The sequence below is a fragment of the Nostoc sp. FACHB-280 genome (assembly GCF_014697615.1).
GTDB lineage: Bacteria > Cyanobacteriota > Cyanobacteriia > Cyanobacteriales > Nostocaceae > Nostoc_B.
Genome location: NZ_JACJSD010000008.1, coordinates 209,311 through 226,662 on the forward strand (window position 1 = coordinate 209,311; position 17,352 = coordinate 226,662).

Sequence of the window (17,352 nt, forward strand, 5' to 3'; positions counted from 1 at the left end):
AAAATCAATGCTTTGGCAAGGGTGTAGGGGTGTATGTATCTAAAACCCTTACACCCACTTTTAAGTAGTAGGACTAAATTAAACCTAACTTAAAATTACCGGGTTTCGACACTTCGACAAGCTCAGTGCATCGCTGCGCTCAACCCTCTTATTCTAAAGGATAGAGCATTGAGCGTTCGCGTAGCGTCTCCCTTGGGGAGAAGTCGAAATGCGTCTTCTAAATAATTGTGTCTACCTACTTAACAGACAATCTTTGTGCGTAACATCATATCGGAGTAATCAGTAGTGATTTCGACAATCTGTGCAGAAACGTTAAAACTCTCTCCCCTACTCCTCTACCTCCTCTGCTCCCTCTGCGGTCTGTATGATAAGTCTTAAATGAAGATGATTATCGACTTCACTGTTCTTAACATTGTTTAGTTTTTTGTTTATACCCATACATAAATGTTAGTGAATATCTAGCTGATGGGAATACTAGCGGAGTGCAGAGTTTGTCTGCACAGCTAGTTGAGCAATAATAGAAACTAACTTGTGGCATGAGGTATGTATAGATGACAACAGTCAATGCTAACCCCATCATTCCCGGATATGAACTTAGCTCACAACTGTATTCTGGCTCCAGAACCATTGTATATCGAGCTATCCGGGAATCAGATCAACTTCCAGTTGTCATCAAATTGCTGACCTCACAATATCCGAGTTTTGGCGAACTACTGCAACTTCGTAATCAATACACCATTAGCAAAAATCTCAACATTGCTGGCACTATTCAGCTATTATCGTTAGAAAATTATAACAATGGTTATATTCTCGTGATGGAAGATACCGGGGGAGTGTCATTACGGGACTATATTCAACGCAATACCCTCTCTTTAGCAGAATTTTTGAGGATTGGGATTCAATTAAGTACCAGTCTCTATGAATTACATCAAAATCGCGTGATTCATAAAGATATTAAACCAGCAAATATTTTAATTCATCCCCAAACCAAACAAGTTCAATTAATTGATTTTAGTATTGCTTCATTACTACCAAAAGAAACTCAAGAAATTAAAAATCCTAATATTTTAGAAGGAACTTTAGCTTATATTTCTCCTGAACAAACAGGGAGAATGAACCGAGGCATAGATTACCGCAGTGATTTTTATTCTTTGGGTGTGACATTTTATGAATTATTAACCGGAGACTTGCCATTTAATAGCGATGATCCAATGGAGTTGGTGCATTGTCATTTAGCGAAAATGCCAACAGCAATAGGGAATAGGGAACAGGGAACAGGGAACAGTAAAGAAATTCCACAAGTGCTTTCAGATATTGTGCTGAAATTAATGGCGAAAAATGCCGAGGATAGATATCAAAGTGCGTTGGGATTACAGTATGATTTAGAACTTTGTTTAACACAACTTCAAGAGACAGGCGAAATTAGAGATTTTAAAATTGGTGAGCGGGATGTGTGCGATCGCTTCCTCATCCCCGAAAAATTATATGGTAGAGAAGCAGAAGTTCATAGCTTATTAGAAGCATTTGAACGTGTTGCTAGTGGTACATCAGAAATGATGTTGGTGGCGGGATTTTCTGGAATTGGTAAAACGGCTGTAATTAACGAAGTTCATAAGCCGATTACCCGTCAAAAAGGTTATTTTATCAAAGGTAAATTTGACCAATTTAATCGTAATATCCCTTTCAGTGCCTTTGTCCAAGCCTTGCGTGATTTGATAGGGCAATTATTAGCAGAATCAGATGCAAAATTGGCACATTGGCGGAGTCAAATTTTAGAAGTTGTTGGAGAAAATGGACAAGTTTTAATTGAGGTAATTCCTGAATTAGAGCGTGTGCTTGGTCAGCAACCACCTGCGCCAGAATTATCAGCAACTGCGGCACAAAATCGCTTTAATTTGCTCTTTCAAAACTTTATTGCTATTTTCACAAAATCAGAGCATCCTTTGGTGATGTTTTTAGATGATTTACAGTGGGCAGATTTGGCTTCTTTGCAGTTAATTAAACTGTTGATGGAAAATCAAAATTTTCTGCTGTTGTTGGGAGCCTATCGAGACAATGAAGTATCATCTGCACATCCATTAATATTGACCGTGGAGGAGATAAAGCAGTCTGGGAAGACGGTGAATACCATCACTTTAACTTCTCTGGCTTGGGTAGATATGAATCAGTTGGTAGCCGATACATTGCATTGTACCACTGAGCGATACTCCCAAGGAGTCGCTTCGCGAACGCAACCCCTCACCGAATTAATTGAGCGTAAAACTAAAGGTAATCCTTTTTTTATTACGCAGTTTCTCAAAGCATTATATGAAGATGGGCTGATTAAATTTAATTACCAACAAGGTGATTGGGAATGTGATTTGGCGGCAGTAAATACATTAGCTGTAACTGCGGATGTAGTGGAGTTTATGGCTAGTCAATTGCAGAAGTTACCAGAAACAACACAAAATGTTTTAAAGTTGGCTGCTTGTATTGGTAATTCCTTTGATTTAAATACTTTGGCAATTGTTTCTGAGCAGTCATTAACTGATACGGCTACAGCATTATGGAAAGCATTACAAGAGGGCTTGATTTTACCTCAAAGTGAAATCTATAAATTTTATTTGCACCAGACTCAAACTAATGGTAATCAGGGGCAGATTCAGAATGTTACTTATCGATTTTTACACGATCGCGTTCAACAAGCGGCTTACTGTTTAATTACCCAAGACCAAAAAGCAGCAACTCACTACCACATTGGGCAACTATTACTCCAGCATACTTCCCCAACAGAACAAGAGGAAAAAATTTTTGATTTAGTCAATCAATTCAAATTAGGAATTGATTTAGTCACTAGTCCTCAAGAACAGCAAGATTTAGCTGAATTGAATTTAATCGCCGGACGTAGAGCGAAAATTTCCACAGCTTACGCCGCATCTGTTGATTATTATGCAGTTGCCAGAAAATTATTAGCCAATCATCATTGGCAAGTATCCTATGATTTAATGCTGACAATCTACACAGAAGCGACAGAAGCAGCTTATCTAAATACAGATTTTGGGCAGATGGAGGAGCTATCTGCAATAGTGTTAAACCAGGCGAAAAATATTTGGGATACTATACCCATTTATGAAATTAAAATTCAAGCTTGTATTGCCCAAAATCAACTGCGCTTGGGCTTAGATACAGCGTTGGCAGTTTTGCATCAGTTAGGGATAGATTTACCTCATCAACCTACATATCAAGATGTTAATCAAGCACTAGAAAGAACACATTTAATCTTGGCTAATCAAACCACCGCAGAGATAATTGATTTGCCAGTAATGACAGATATTCGCGCCCAAGCTGCAATGCGAATTTTAGCAACTATGTTTGGGGCTGCATATAACGGCTGTCCAGAAATGTTACCCCTGACAATTTCTGAACAAGTTAATTTATCAATTAAATATGGTAATACAGCTTTATCAGCCTTTGCCTATACCAGTTATGGGTTAATTCTTTGTGCTTTTACGGGTGCGGTAGAAACCAGCTACAAATTTGGGCAACTGGGTGTAAATCTAATGGAGAAGTTTTCTGCCCAACACTTGCGTGCCAGGATAGCAGCCGTCTTTAATAATTTTATTAGACATTGGCAAGAGCCTCTGAAAGCAACGCTGACATCTTCATTGCACGGCTACCAAAGTGGGTTAGAAACAGGGGATTTAGAATGGGCTGTATGGTGCATATTTGGTTACAGCTTCCATTCTTATTGCTCTGGTAAAGAACTAACAGCATTAGAACAAGAGTTAGCTACATATAGTAAGGTGATCGCCCAACTTAAGCAAACCACAGCCCTGAATTATCAAAAAACCTATCACCAAGCGACTTTAAACTTACTCGGCTATAGTGAAACTCCTTTTTTGTTAGTAGGGGATGTTTACAACGAAGATGAGATGTTACCCCAACATCAAGCAGTTAATGATCGTCCGGCTGTTTATCATGCCAAGATTAACAAAATTATTCTCTGCTACTTGTTTGGTGAATATGAACAAGCGATCGCGGAGGCTGAGATTGCGGCACAATATTTAGATGGTGTTCCTGCTTTATTTGTCAGTGTTTTGCTGCCTTTTTACGATGCTTTAGCACAGTTAGGCATCTTTAACCAAGTTGCAGAAACTGAAGCATCAGCTATTTTAGAGCGTGTTCAACTTCATCAGCAAAAACTTCAGCAATGGGCAGATTTAGTTCCCAGTAATCATTTACACAAATTCCACTTAGTAGAAGCTGAACTGTGCCGTGTTTTAGGCACACCTTACGCTGCAATGGAATTATACGATCGCGCGATCGCAATAGCAAAAGAAAATCATTATATTCAAGAAGAAGCATTAGCCAACGAACTCGCCGCTAAATTCTATCTTGAACGCCAACAAGAAAAAATCGCCGCAGGCTATATGCAGGAAGCCTACTACTGCTATGCTCATTGGGGTGCGAAAGCCAAAATCGATGATTTAGAACAACGCTATCCTCATTTATTGCGTCCGATTCTGCACAAAATCACACAGAACTGGAACCCATTGGAAACACTTGCGAGTATTGCAACTTCCAATGTTGTGATGAATACCAAAAATACAACCTCTCACTCTTCTAGTACAAGTATTAATACAACTCTTGATTTTGTAACTATTCTCAAAGCGTCTCAAGCCATCTCTGGCAAGATTCAACTGAATGAATTGCTGCACCAACTAACGCAGATGATTCTCCAAAATTCTGGCTGTGATTGCTGTGCGTTGATTTTGCCAAATAATCAAGGAGAATGGTTATTGAGAGCAATCAGCACACCCAATAACACCGAACTTTTTTCTCAACCCCTGGAAGATAATCCTAATTTACCTGTGAAGTTGATTCAGTATGTCAAAAATAGTCAACAAATGGTAGTAATTAATGATCTGAAAACAGATTTACCTGTAATTGATGAATATTTATGGCAATGCCGCCCCAAAAGCTTGTTGTGTTTGCCAATTCTCAATCAAGGATATTTAATTGGAATTTTGTATTTAAAAAATAACTCTGCCAGTGGAGTATTTACAAGCGATCGCATCTTAGTTCTCAACTTTCTGTGCATTCAAGCTGCCATTTCTTTAGAAAATGCTCGCTTATATCAACAAGTCGAAAATTATTCTTACACTTTAGAAGCAGAAGTAGAACAAAAAACCCAAGCTCTCAACCAAAAAGCTCAAGACTTAGAACAAACTATTAAACAATTACAACAAACTCAAGCCCAATTAATTCATACAGAGAAAATGTCATCGCTGGGGCAATTAGTAGCCGGAATTGCTCATGAAATTAATAATCCAGTGAGTTTTATCCAAGGAAATATAACTTATACAAAAGGTTATATTCAAGACATGATTAGTTTGTTAACACTTTATCAGCAAGAATATCCCCAGCCTAGCCAAGCTATTAAAAAGAAAAGCAAAGAAATTGACATTGATTTTATCTTTGATGATGTAAATAAAATTCTGGAATCAATGGATGCCGGGAGCAATCGCATCAGCCAGATTGTTTTGAGTTTACGTAATTTCTCGCGCTTGGATGAAGCCGGTATTAAAGCTGTGGATTTGCATAGTGGGATTGAAAGTACTTTGCTCATTTTGCAACACCGTTTGCAGGATTCAGCAATTCAACCCGAAGTGGAGATAGTGAAAGAATATGGCAAACTACCTCTGGTAAATTGTTATCCTAGCCACTTAAATCAAGTTTTCTTAAATATTATTAATAATGCCATTGATGCAATTCGAGATAATCGCCAATGCAGTGAAAATCCACAAATTCGCATTCGCACTGAAGTAATCGAAAATCACCGCTTACGCATTGCGATCGCTAATACAGATAGTACAATTCCTGTACATATCCAAAACCGCATTTTTGAACCATTTTTTACCACAAAACCCTTCGGGCGTGGTACAGGGTTGGGTTTATTTGTCAGCTATTCAATTATTCAACAACATGGCGGCACTTTAAGCGTGCGATCGCAGCCAAATGAAGAAACAGAATTTGAAATTATTCTGCCGCTCAACTTTGCTACACCTAATATAGTGTCTGGAGAAAGACTGATCATCAACACCGCAGAGGGAGCAGAGGATTAGAGGAGAGAGTTTTAACGTTTCTGCACAGATTGTTGAAATCTTCACTGAATCAGCCAAAAAGGTCTTTTTTCACAAGTCATATTTAAAATTTACTTGCGATTAAATGATGCAATTAACGGATTTTGAGCAACTAACATTTGATTTAGAGCTTCCAGCGCGGTTGTTTGATAACGAACGTGAGCATCAATAAATAAACCAATAATTTGAGCGATTAAATCACGGAGTGCTGCTTCTGGCTGTGTAGCAGGAAAGTCAAGAAATGGTGTACTAATAGTGGCATCAAAAGGATGGGTAACAGAAAAATGGTTTGCACCTTCCAGAATTAGTAAATAACTATCATCTCTACCACCTGCGATCGCTTCTTGGAAAGTCCTGATTATCGGAGTTGTTGGTTGTTCCCAAGTTACGCCATAGTTATTGCTACTGTTCGCAATCACGCCATCACAAGTTCCGCCAATCAAGAGTAACGGTAAGGAGTCTGGTAAAGGTAAGATTTTCCCGGCTTCATACCCTAGTTGTACAGTTGCTGCTGTATGTGCGCCATAAGCAAAGGCGGCTACTATCTGTGAGCAAAATCCCGGATCTGCACTTTCAATTGCAACTGTACCACCAGCAGAATGTCCACCGAGAATGATTTTGTCTAAATCAAGCAAGCCAGCCAAAATCCCTTCCACTTGCAGACGTTCCAAGGTTTTCAGCAATGTGGGTAAAGCTGAAGCTGTTGGCCCTTGACCATAAATACCGGGAGCCAGCATACTCAAATCAACACCGGGAGTCATAGCCACAAACCCAGGTATATTTTCAGCAATCCAGGAAAATGTCACAACTACCAGCCCAAACTCGGCTAATTTCACCGCCAACCATTGATACATTTCCGGGCCACAGTTAATTCCGTTGAACAAAATCACGACTGGAAACTTAGATGCTTGAGCTTCAGCCGCAACAAGACTTAAATTTTGTTCTGGTTCTGGGTAGAAAACCTTGAGGTGAATACTGTTATATGGTGGCGAAATATTTTCAACCGTCGCAGCTTGAAAAAATGCTCGAACTTTCATAACAAATCAGTAATGGAAAATTGGCGCTGGCGATCAAGTTCTTGCAGTTTGATTTTTTCGTTATAAAATGCCTCATAATAAGCTCGGAATTTTTCCGGCTCTGCGTCTGGATCTGTTTGTTGCCATAATTCTAAAAAGTGACGATAACGTTTTTCTCGCAATACTCTTTCCATCCCAGCAGTCGCAGCTTGGACAACTTGCGGGGTGCGGAGTAGCTCTTTTTTACTCTTTTCATTTAAATGAAATAAATGTGAGATTAATTCGATTTCTTCCCCTAATTCTAAATATCTATCTTGCAAGCTGGAGATTAAGTTCTCTTTTGAGTGCTGTACACTGGATGCTGCATACTGAGCGGAGTCGAAGTGTGAGTGCTGAGTATTAGTTTCCTCTAACGCTAAAATTTGTCCCCACAAAAACCGATGATGAGACAAACTAAAATCTAGATTTCGTTCTTCCAGTTCGTTAATAATTACTTGTCGCTGTTCAGGACAATGCAAATAAATTTGCAGTAATAAAGCTTCGGCTCGTTCTAAAAGACTTTTATCTGTTTGTGGAACTGGCGCTTTTTTCTGACTACTCGATTCTCTTTTTGTGGATGTCGGCTGAGAAAATTTAATTACATTCGGGGAAATTTGAGTCAGCAAATTTTCCACCCGTAAAGGTATTAATCTCGCATCGCCCAAGCTGAGAATTTCTGCACAGTGCGAAACATAATAGTTGCGAGTATCGGTGTTAACGATATTTTTGAGTAACTTAACTATCTGCTGAGTTACTTGTTGAAAATCAGTTGCTTGTTTTAAATCGCGTTCTTTGGTAATTTGCTGAATTTGCCAATCTAACCACAGTGGCGCATTTTGCAACAAACTTTGATAATCTTCTGTGGTATGAGTATGTAAGTATTCATCAGCATCTTTACCATCGGGAATATTCAGAATCTTGAGTTGGACTTCACCTTTGTAGGCTAAATCTGCAATTTCACCGATCGCCCTCTCCGCCGCATTAGTCCCAGCTTTATCAGCATCGAAGTTGAGAACTAACTGTTTTGAGTCGGTGTAACGTAACATTAACCGGACTTGTTCTAAACTTAGGGCTGTACCCAAAGAAGCAACAGCATTGTTAATCCCCGCCGCATGAAGGGCGATCGCATCAAAATATCCTTCTACTACCACAGCTTGGTCAACTTGAGCAATCCCCGTTTTGGCTAAGTCAATGGCGAATAACGTTTGACCTTTATTAAATAGTTCCGTCTCTGGAGAATTGAGATATTTTGGCTGTTCGTCAGTCAGTGTGCGCCCCCCAAACGCAATCACCCGCCCTTGAATATCGCGGATGGGAATCATCAAGCGATCGCGGAAAACATCATAATACCCGCCTCCTTCTTTGCGCGGCTTTATCAATCCTGCCTTTTCTAGCAACTGCACAGGATAATGTTTATTTTCCACCAAATACCTATACAGCGTTTCCCAACCAGCCGGGGCGTAACCCAAACCAAACTGCTGAATAGTTGCTTCTTTTAATTTGCGGTTCACTAATAAATACTGTAATGCCTTTTGCGCCTGAGTTTGACGCAGGGCGTGTTGATAAAAATTGGCGGTTGCCGCGAGAACCTCATATAATTGTTCCCGCAACGACAATTGACGCTGTAATTCTTGTCTTTGTTCAGGTTCCAGGGTTTGGACATTCACTTGATAGCGCCGCGCCAAATCCAGCACCACTTCCGTAAACGACTGCTTACCCAAATCCATCAAAAACTTAATTGCATTTCCCCCAGCATTACAGCCAAAGCAATAATACATTTGCTTAGTTTGACTGACGGTAAAGCTAGGACTCTTCTCACTATGGAAGGGACACAAACCGATAAAATCTTTACCACGCTTGCGTAAAACTACGTGTTCTGATACCACATCCACAATATCAGCACGTTGTTTAATTTCCTCAATTGTGTCTGGGTGCAAGCGGGGAATGTACATATTACCCGAATTTCTCACGTATGGGTAGTGGGTGTGGGAAGTGTGGGGAGAGAGGGGAGTGTGGGGAGAAAGATTTCTTCACCATCTTCCCACACCTCCCAAACCTCCCACACCCCTGGATTTCTCTCAAGAGAGAAATCCAGGATTAGTCATTGGTCATTGCCACGGACTAAGGACAAATGACTAATGACAAAATACTTCTGATAGCTATTATATTCTTGTTGCTAGACGAAGAATTATGTATAGAATTGCTTACGCTTAACTTTTTAAGAGGAAATACTGAAGATGGGGCGTATTTTTATTTCGGCGGCGCACGGAGGCAAAGAAGCAGGAGGAATCGATCCCGGTTCAATTGCTGGGGGAACTACAGAAGCCAGAGAAATGATTCTGCTGCGGGATTTAATTGTTACAGAACTGCGGGCGCGGACATTTGAAGTGTTGGCTGTTCCTGATGATTTAAGCGCCGCCGACACCATCACTTGGATTAATTCTCGTGGTCGTCGGGGCGATGTCGCCCTGGAAATTCATGCTGATGCAGCCAGTAGCCCAACGGTACGTGGGGCTAGTGTATTTTATATTGCCAATAATAATGAGCGTAAAAGTAATGGTGAACTGCTGTTAGTAGGTTTGTTACGTCGCATTCCCCAATTACCGAATCGGGGAGTCAAACCAGATACTGATAGTGGCTTGGGACGTTTAGCCTTTTGTCGTCAAACGACACTACCTTCATTATTAATGCAAGTGGGATTTCTCAGTAGCCCCGATGACCGCGCCTTGCTGCAAAACCGTCGCCGTGATTTTGCTTTGGGTATTGCTGATGGTTTGGCTTCTTGGAGTCGTGTTGTTGACCCCACCCCCGGAGTTCCGACGGAACAAACTTATACATCTATTAATATTAATATTAATGGTCAGAACTACCCAGAACAAGGAATATTAGTTAATGGTAATGCTTATATTCCCATTGATTTAGTAGACCGCTTGCGAATTGATTTAACAACAGCCGCCAATGTCAATCGGATTACATATCGCCGAGTGGTATATGTGAAAGCTGTGGAACTCCGGGATTTTAATATTTCTGTCAACTGGGACAGTACAACACGTACTGTTAACCTACGTTCGATTTTAGTGATCTGCAAAGGTCAAATGGATCAAATCATCTCCCGTGGTAATACTTCCGAAGTGCAGCTACAACTATTTTTGCGAAATAACAATGAAAATGCTTTAGCCAAGTTTCCTGATCTTCCCAAACTCTATCGAGAAGAAGCCACAATTGAAGGTGTGAATTATGATATCGCCTTTTGCCAAATGTGTGTTGAAACAGGGTTTTTACGCTTTGGTGGTGATATTCGACCAGAACAAAACAACTTTGCTGGACTTGGGAGTATTGGCGGTGGTTCTGATGCGGCTGCGTTTGAAAGTGCCAGAATTGGAGTCAGGGCGCATATTCAACATTTAAAAGCTTACGCCAGTTTAGAACCGTTAGTGAATGAAGTTGTTGATCCTAGATTTCGCTTTGTCACACGCGGAATTGCACCTTTAGTTAGTCAACTTTCTGGTCGTTGGTCAGCAGATTTAGATTATGGGGCAAAAATTACAGCGATGGTGCAAAGGTTATATGAATCAGCCGGATTTATGTAATTAATTTATCTCTTTTGAGGAGGCGATCGCTATTTAATTAGAACGCCAATTTTCAATCTGTAAATTAGGCACTCTTTGAAACTCTCGGATATTAGATGTTACTAAAACGTGATTGTTGGATGGTGTTTGCTTGTCCTTTAACAAAATCACTAATTACGGATAAACCATAATTAAATTTCTATTTCGCTGAGTTTGAATTACTTACATTGATGGGGGAAGAATACCAAGTTGCTGCATCAAAGCCATAATATCTGCCTGTCCCCAATGTTCTACCACTTTGCCGTCAACAATTTGGTCTATGTGCATAACGGCAAATTCCACTGGCTGACCTGTGGGCGGAAAACCCAGTAATTCTCCCTCATGAGTACCGCTAAATGTCCCACGGGTAACAACTTTATCATTCTCAACAATCACATCTGCAAATGTATGCTTTCCATCAGGAAAAGTATTACGCATCATTAACCCATACTCGATAAAACCATCTAAATCGAGAGGTTCCGATGCGCCTGTTGTATGAGCGATAAAGTTTGCAGCGATAATTTTTTTGGCTTGTTCAACACTGCCATTGTCAAAGGCTTGTTGACATACTCCCTGCCCTATAAGTGCAGGGATTCTAGCTTCAAACAGCAATCGCAGTCTCGGACTGTCTGACATCGCCTAAGCCAATGGTTGATGCCCCAACCATTTCAATTACTTTAGATGCGTTTTCGTCCCTCCCGTTCACTGACTGGCAGGACGGACAACGCCACTCTCTAATAGACAAATGAATACTTTCTAAAACTTGTCCACAGCGCGAACAAGTCTTACTACTGGGATACCATTGGTCGATAAACACAACCAATTTATTCTTCTTTTTGGCAACCCATTCTAGGATTTGTATAAACTCGCCAAAAGCCAAATCTGATATCTTTCTACCCCAAAGACGTTGCATTCCCTTAAGGCTCAAGGTTTCAAAGCAGAGAACATCAAACCTGTCTGTTAACTCATGGGCTAACTTCCAAAACCAATCGCGCCGACGATTAGAAATATCCTCATACTTGCGGACTAAATTCTTTCTGGCTCGTTCACGATTAGATGAGCCTTTTAACTTTTTGGAATGCTGTCTGCTGGCTATTTTGATGGCGTTGAGTGACTGCTTGAAAAATTGGGGAGACTCAATTTGAGTACCGTCTGAGCAAGTGAGGAATGTTTTCAATCCAAAGTCAAAACCAGCGATTTTACCCGTCTTAATCTCGACTTCTGACTTGCCACCTTCATCCACAACAATAACCATAAATAGTTCACCCAGAGGAGTGCGTTTAATGGTTAAGGTTTTGATTGTTCCTTCTATCTCTCTAGACTTCCAAAACTGATAAACTCGATTACCAATTTTTACTCTATTGCCACCTAAAAACTTATAACCAGCTTGCTTAAGAGTGAAGGATTTGTATTTCTTAACCTTCTTAAATCCCGGTGGTCTAACTCCTTTTTTGTTGTGTTTAAAGAACAACTGGTAGGCTTTCTCAATGCGTTGACAAATATCTTGTGCTGATTGAGAACCAACTGTTTGCCAGAATGGATTTCGCTTTCTCAATTTGGCAATGTGAGACTGAAGTTTAGCGCAGTTTAAGTGTTTGCCCCACATCCGGCAGTACCGACGATGTAGCGCAATGCAATGGTTATAAATTACCCCAGCAGCATTGATTGTGCGCTTGAGGTATCTATTCCGTTTGTGTTCGTACAGCTTAAACTTCAGGGTTTTCATGCTAATATCATACCATCTTTGACGGCATTGTGACGGCATGAAAAAATTAACAATTAGATGTTCAGACGAAGAGTACGAGATACTTGCAGAGTATTGTGCAGAAACAAGTCGCACTCAAAATGATGTACTCAGGGAATTTATTCGCAAGCTAAAGAAAAGCCGTGCTTCTAGCACGGGGCTTTAGACCCAGTTTTTTGGTAAAATTCCAAGGCAATGGCTTTGTTTTGTGCGGTAGACATGATTAGATACTGACAGGATATTAAGCATTTAAATACCCTGATATTTACCCACAGTCAATAGTTTTAACCTTTACTTTGATCACGTATAGTTCATCTCATTTAATTTTTCAGACGTGGGAGTGGTCAGATCCCCGACTTCTTAAAGAAGTCGGGGATCTCGCAGCCCAGCAAATATAAATGCGATAAATCACTAGCTGGACGTTTAAAATCGCTGACCGATACCCAAATGCACTTTACTTTCGCCTTGGCCGTTAATACCGTAGTCAGCGCGAATTAACCCCAGTGGCGAATCTAAGCGCACACCTGCACCGTAGCCAAAACCGAAACCGGGTTTATCACGCGCACCCGCCGGATCTCCTAAAACGGTGCTACCAGAACCTAAATCAGAGCCGATGTCAGCAAATAACACGCCGCCAACTATGGGTAAGATGGGGAAGCGGTATTCTGCGGAAGCTAAAACGTAACTGCGTCCACTGCCAACTTTACCTGCATCGTAACCGCGAACCGAGTTGGAACCACCTAAGTTGAAGGCTTCGTAAGGTGGTAAATCACCAATGACTGTCCCAGCTTGAACATTTAAAGCGAATACTTGTGGTTGTTTACTGTCGAATACCTTGACTGGCACGTATTGGCTATAATTTGCTGTGACGCGGTTGAGGGAGATATTACCTTGACCGATGGGGATAGATTGTTCTGTACTCAATTTGAGTAAGGAACCTTGAGTCGGGTTGAGTGGGTTATCGCGTTTGTCTTTGGCGGCGGTGAAAGATACGGTAGTTAAGTCATCAATACCTGTACCACTGGCAGATAAGGGATTTCCTTGGGCATCGGTTGAATTGATATTACCTTGGCGATCGCGGATTGTAGTTCTTGTATAATTCAATCCGAGGGAAGCATCCCAACCATCAATCGGTCTTTGCAAGCTGACACTCCCGCCAATTTGCCCTTCTCGCACTTTATCACCGTTAGCTAATTTAATAGTGTCGTCAAAGGTTTCGGAAAGTTCTTGGCGACGAAAGCCGTTAATGGTGTAACCCAAGCTATCAGGATTGTTGGGACGATAAGGATTAATTAATTTCCCATCAAATTGCAAATCACGACTACTAACACCTACATTTAAATTTAAAATATTGTTCTTGCCTGCAACGTTTTGGTCTTGATAATTCACAGTACCTATAATGCCTTGATTAGCGTTATAACTCCCACCTAAATTAATTGCCCGTGCGCCATTTTCCTTGAGTACATACACTAAATCTAATTTATTAGCATCGCCTTCTAAAGCTACATTCACACTAGAAAATAAGCCTGTGCGGTATAGTTGTTGGATATCTTGCTGGACTAACTTTTCTTGAAATATTTGCCCAGTTTGCAGTTTAATTTGCTGCCGTAAAAACTCTGTTTTAGTCCTTCCGGTTACGGGATTACCTTTACTATCAACAGTTTGACCTTCATCGTTGACAAAGCGAAATTTAATATCACTTACTAAACCTTCGGCAATGTTGATGTTAAGTATTCCCTCCCGGCTGGGTTTAATTGATAGCACCCGCGCCAAGTTATAACCGTTATCGCTGTACCATTTATTGACCTGTTGCACGGCTTTTTGCAGTCCGGCGGGGCTGATGGCGCTATTGAATTGTGGTTGAAATTGTTCTAGGGCTACTTGATAAGTTAGTACCTTTGCACCAGAAAGTTGCAGCGATCGCACTATTACTGGTTGCACTTGATAAGTTACACTCAACCCTGCGGCTGTGCTGCGGCTATTAACATTGGCAGTGGTAAATAAACCAGTCTCTAAAATTGCGGCGACATCCTTTTGTAGCTGATTTTGGCTGGTGTTTCCCCCAGGCTGGGTTTTAATCACGCGGCGGACAATTTCTTGCAATTCGGGAGTTGCGCCTACTATCTGGACATCTGTGGCGGTGACAACTAAATTATTATCTGTCGCTAAAGTAGTCTTGCTTTGATTAACGGGAGTGAGTACAACTGGCGAATTTTTGTTAATAACTGTGGATTTTTGGGTAAATTGCGGCGTAACTACAGTTTCCGGTGCTGAAATTGCTTCGGTGCGGATGGGAGTTTCTTCAATTACCGGAACTACGACATCTTTTTTAGTTTCGCTGGCTGGGGTAGTTGGTACAGCTAGTGCTTGTTGAGTGACATTACTAGCCGCTAAAGTAGCTAAAGTTAAAATTGCGGTTTTAGAAATTTGCATAACAAATAATTACTAATTCGTAATTCGTAATTGAAGTATGCAAGCTTAAGCCACCACTGTGTTGATTGGGTTTACCCAAAACCACAGCAGTTCCCTCAATTTATTGACGGAAGTAATAAGCCTCAAACCCTTAGCTAACTTCTATGGGTTAATTACGAATTATCAATTACAAGTTATTTTGACAGTTAATCTTGATGTTTTGTTTCTTATGAGTCATTCACCATCTGCAAGTTCTCGGTTACGCTTACTATTTTTAAGTAACGGTCATGGCGAAGATATCATCGCAGTCCGCATTGTGCAAGCATTCCAGCAACTATCAAACCCACCAGAGATGTTTGCTTTACCGTTGGTGGGTGAAGGACATGCTTATCATAAATTAGGCATTCCTTTGATTGGTGCAGTACAAACAATGCCTTCTGGTGGTTTTATATATATGGATAACCGTCAACTGATGCGGGATGTGCGCGGCGGTTTAGTACAGTTGACACTCAGCCAAATCCAAGCAATGCGGCGGTGGGTGAGTTCGCAACCAAAATCAGGTAAACAAACAGCAATTTTAGCGGTGGGAGATATTGTCCCGTTGTTGTTTGCTTATTTTAGTGGCGCGAATTATGCTTTTGTCGGCACAGCGAAATCTGAGTATTATGTGCAGGATGAAACAGGATTGTTACCACGCCAATCTAAGTCTGCACGTTGGGAAAATTTTTCTGGTTCAATTTACCATCCTTGGGAACGTTGGTTAATGAGTCGTCGCCGTTGTCGGGCGGTGTTTCCCAGAGATAGTTTGACTACGGAAATTTTAAAACAATGGCCGATTCCGGCTGTTGATGTGGGAAATCCGATGATGGATAATTTGGAACCGAGTTTTCCCTTGCAACGATTTTACACTGCTGATATCCAACAACAAGAATTAGCCAGACCATTGGTTGTGACGCTGCTTCCTGGTTCTCGTCCACCAGAAGCTTATCAAAATTGGCAATTAATTCTGGAAGCTGTATCTGCATTGCTGGCTAGTTTTCAAGAACGAGATGCAGCAGGGCATACGTCTGGTAATGTAGTGTTCTTAGCAGCGATCGCACCCAGTCTGGATACCAGTCAACTCACCTCTAGCTTACAAGTTCAAGGCTGGCAACCCCAAACAACATCACCAATTTCTCTACCAGATACCAATACTTTAATTTATCAGCAGCGCAATGCTTATTTGCTCATCTCTCAACAAGCTTATAACGATTGTATACATTTGGGAGATGTGGCGATCGCAATGGCGGGGACTGCTACAGAACAATTTGTTGGTCTAGGCAAGCCTGCGATCGCAATTCCCGGACAGGGGCCACAATATAATTATGCCTTTGCTGAAGCCCAAAGCCGTCTTTTAGGCTCTTCTTTGATTTTAGTTGAGAAACCATCCCAAGCAGCGAAGGTGTTGCGATCGCTGCTACAACATCCTGACAGGTTACAAATCATCGCCGAAAACGGTTTGCGGCGCATGGGTCAACCAGGCGCAGCTAGGCGAATTGCCGATTGTTTAGCCGAAAGATTAGTTTTAAAAAGCAAAAAGTAAAAAGGGAAAAGATTCTCTTGTTTGAGAGTCAAGTGCTGATTTTTGAAGCTATAACTTTTGCCTTTTGCTTTTTGACTTTTAACTTCTCTATGCAACTAACCCAGAACGTAACGCACGTACAGCGGCTTGGGTACGGTCATCAGCACAGAGTTTGTTTAAGATATTGCGGACGTGGGTTTTAACTGTACCAACGGTAATATAGAGTTTTTCGGCAATTTGACCGTTACTGCACCCGGCGACGATTAATTCTAAAATTTCTAATTCTCGCTGAGTCAGAGGATAGGTTTCGAGAACTTGTTCGTATTCTGTGGCTAAGGCTTCAATTTTCACGGTCTTGGGTTTGTCACCGTTTTGGGCTTCACCGGGAATACCCTGGCGCATCTTACGTAATACTACATTAGCGATCGCTGGATCAATCCAAGAGTTCCCAGTGTAAGTTGCTTGGATTGCTTCTGTTAACTTGCTAATACTAGTTTCTTTCATATAGTAAGAGTCTGCACCAGCCGCAAACGCCGCCAATACTGCATCCTCTGTATGATCCATTGTCAAAATCAGGATTTTGGTAGCTGTTTGCCCAGTTTCAGCTTGATAACGTCTATATTTACGGGTGAGTTCAATCCCATCCATATCAGGTAAGCCGATATCTACCACTGCAACATCTGGCTTTGCGGTTTCTAAAAGCTTCATTCCTTGGGTAGCGTTAGAGACCATTTATAAAGTAAATCTTTAGACGGCTAGACGACGTAACATAATACGAGTCATAACGGCATATATAGCAGCTTCACTCATTTCAGGAAGACGTTCGTAATCCTTACTCAAACGATGGTAC

The 17,352-nt window shown here is 41.1% G+C and carries 9 protein-coding genes and 2 pseudogenes; 4 read left to right on the forward strand and 7 right to left on the reverse strand.

Annotated features, from left to right (window positions below; translation table 11 throughout):
• Positions 1-551: 551 nt before the first annotated feature.
• The gene (locus tag H6G75_RS08620) at positions 552-6,104 is read left to right on the forward strand and encodes an ATP-binding sensor histidine kinase (protein WP_190979528.1); all 5,553 of its coding nucleotides are present in this window, start codon (positions 552-554) and stop codon (positions 6,102-6,104) included.
• A gap of 89 nt (positions 6,105-6,193) precedes the next feature.
• Here the strand turns inward: H6G75_RS08620 and H6G75_RS08625 are convergent, their stop codons facing one another.
• Both H6G75_RS08625 and dnaG read right to left on the reverse strand, forming a co-directional pair.
• Entirely contained in the window at positions 6,194-7,159 is a 966-nt protein-coding gene (locus tag H6G75_RS08625; protein WP_190979529.1) for a dienelactone hydrolase, read from the reverse strand.
• Entirely contained in the window at positions 7,156-9,129 is a 1,974-nt protein-coding gene (dnaG, locus tag H6G75_RS08630; RefSeq protein WP_190979543.1) for a DNA primase, read from the reverse strand. Before dnaG ends, H6G75_RS08625 begins: the two co-directional genes overlap by 4 nt.
• Before the next feature lie 285 nt (positions 9,130-9,414).
• Here dnaG and H6G75_RS08635 point away from each other — a divergent pair, with 285 nt between their 5' ends.
• The gene (locus H6G75_RS08635; protein ID WP_190979530.1) at positions 9,415-10,767 is read left to right on the forward strand and encodes an N-acetylmuramoyl-L-alanine amidase; all 1,353 of its coding nucleotides are present in this window, start codon (positions 9,415-9,417) and stop codon (positions 10,765-10,767) included.
• A 201-nt stretch (positions 10,768-10,968) separates the two neighbouring features.
• On the opposite strand, the gene H6G75_RS08640 is transcribed toward H6G75_RS08635, so the two are convergent.
• On the reverse strand, positions 10,969-11,421 hold the full coding sequence (locus H6G75_RS08640) for an ester cyclase (RefSeq protein ID WP_190979531.1): 453 nt from the start codon (positions 11,419-11,421) through the stop codon (positions 10,969-10,971).
• Positions 11,387-12,511, reverse strand: coding sequence for an RNA-guided endonuclease TnpB family protein (locus tag H6G75_RS08645; RefSeq protein ID WP_190979544.1), 1,125 nt, complete (start codon positions 12,509-12,511; stop codon positions 11,387-11,389). The genes H6G75_RS08640 and H6G75_RS08645 overlap by 35 nt, the downstream gene beginning before the upstream one ends.
• A gap of 37 nt (positions 12,512-12,548) precedes the next feature.
• Here H6G75_RS08645 and H6G75_RS08650 point away from each other — a divergent pair, with 37 nt between their 5' ends.
• A complete protein-coding gene (locus tag H6G75_RS08650; RefSeq protein WP_190979532.1) occupies positions 12,549-12,695 on the forward strand; it encodes a ribbon-helix-helix protein, CopG family in 147 nt (48 codons plus the stop codon).
• Between the two features lie 257 nt (positions 12,696-12,952).
• Here the strand turns inward: H6G75_RS08650 and H6G75_RS08655 are convergent, their stop codons facing one another.
• Positions 12,953-14,962, reverse strand: coding sequence for an outer membrane protein assembly factor (locus H6G75_RS08655; protein WP_190979533.1), 2,010 nt, complete (start codon positions 14,960-14,962; stop codon positions 12,953-12,955).
• Positions 14,963-15,170: 208 nt separating this feature from the next.
• Here H6G75_RS08655 and H6G75_RS08660 point away from each other — a divergent pair, with 208 nt between their 5' ends.
• Positions 15,171-16,523 (forward strand): lipid-A-disaccharide synthase-related protein, encoded by a 1,353-nt coding sequence (locus H6G75_RS08660; RefSeq protein WP_190979545.1) that lies wholly within the window; start codon positions 15,171-15,173, stop codon positions 16,521-16,523.
• An 87-nt stretch (positions 16,524-16,610) separates the two neighbouring features.
• Here H6G75_RS08660 and H6G75_RS08665 read toward each other — a convergent pair.
• Positions 16,611-17,228, reverse strand: a pseudogene (locus H6G75_RS08665) (LuxR C-terminal-related transcriptional regulator); the annotation flags it as partial.
• A gap of 21 nt (positions 17,229-17,249) precedes the next feature.
• Positions 17,250-17,352 (reverse strand): annotated as a pseudogene (locus H6G75_RS08670) (IS5/IS1182 family transposase); the annotation flags it as partial.

Excerpts from the sequence above, each read along its gene's own strand:
- H6G75_RS08620 (WP_190979528.1), top strand. The coding sequence starts at position 552 with ATGACAACAGTCAATGCTAACCCCATCATTCCCGGATATGAACTTAGC.
- H6G75_RS08625 (WP_190979529.1), bottom strand. The coding sequence starts at position 7,159 with ATGAAAGTTCGAGCATTTTTTCAAGCTGCGACGGTTGAAAATATTTCG.
- dnaG (WP_190979543.1), bottom strand. The coding sequence starts at position 9,129 with ATGTACATTCCCCGCTTGCACCCAGACACAATTGAGGAAATTAAACAA.
- H6G75_RS08635 (WP_190979530.1), top strand. The coding sequence starts at position 9,415 with ATGGGGCGTATTTTTATTTCGGCGGCGCACGGAGGCAAAGAAGCAGGA.
- H6G75_RS08640 (WP_190979531.1), bottom strand. The coding sequence starts at position 11,421 with ATGTCAGACAGTCCGAGACTGCGATTGCTGTTTGAAGCTAGAATCCCT.
- H6G75_RS08645 (WP_190979544.1), bottom strand. The coding sequence starts at position 12,511 with ATGAAAACCCTGAAGTTTAAGCTGTACGAACACAAACGGAATAGATAC.
- H6G75_RS08650 (WP_190979532.1), top strand. The coding sequence starts at position 12,549 with ATGAAAAAATTAACAATTAGATGTTCAGACGAAGAGTACGAGATACTT.
- H6G75_RS08655 (WP_190979533.1), bottom strand. The coding sequence starts at position 14,962 with ATGCAAATTTCTAAAACCGCAATTTTAACTTTAGCTACTTTAGCGGCT.
- H6G75_RS08660 (WP_190979545.1), top strand. The coding sequence starts at position 15,171 with ATGAGTCATTCACCATCTGCAAGTTCTCGGTTACGCTTACTATTTTTA.